This window comes from Variovorax sp. 10L426 (assembly GCF_056395305.1).
In genome coordinates, this window is sequence record NZ_JBFTJF010000072.1 from 1 (window position 1) to 520 (window position 520).

Below are 520 nucleotides of genomic sequence, written 5' to 3' on the forward strand. Positions count from 1 at the left end.
GTTTTACGTGCTGCGTCACGGTGCCACGGRTCTAYAARCCTGGCAYGACGGYGAAGGTCMGGTGGCTCCATCGCATCGACGATGTGCCGCAGGTGCGGATCGTCCCGGTACCTCCTTATGGACCAAGGGATGGCGGAATGTTCGCCGTCCACTTCCTGCGCGACGGCAATGTCAAGGTSTTCGTGACCATGATGGSWCTYSGWCAYCCTGACTATCCCTTGAAGGGCGACGAGGCGCGCAAGTAACCACAGTTCCACGAGGAGAGTCATGCCTTACACAGTAGCGCGCCCACGGGCGTGGTTAGCCGGCCTGCTWGCGGCACTGTCGCTGGCAATGTCCGGATGTGGCGACGAGCCCATCGCGGTGTCAATGGTTGGCTACAACCACACGGACGTGGGGATCTACGCGTTTGAGGTCAACGGTCATGGCGGACCGAATATCTGGCCGCACGCGGGCGGTGGGAAACGTACGTGTTGCGTCATGGTGCCATTGGTCCACGAGCCTGGTATGACGGTAAAGG

2 protein-coding genes are annotated in these 520 nt (G+C 60.9%); both read left to right on the top strand.

Annotated features, from left to right (window positions below; genetic code table 11):
* The coding region (locus AC1DHL_RS29765) for a DUF3304 domain-containing protein (RefSeq protein WP_478164333.1) at nucleotides 1-245 on the top strand (245 nt) is incomplete at its 5' end.
* A gap of 124 nt (nucleotides 246-369) precedes the next feature.
* Nucleotides 370-520 (top strand): DUF3304 domain-containing protein (locus AC1DHL_RS29770; protein WP_478164334.1); only part of this gene is annotated, 151 nt, incomplete at its 3' end.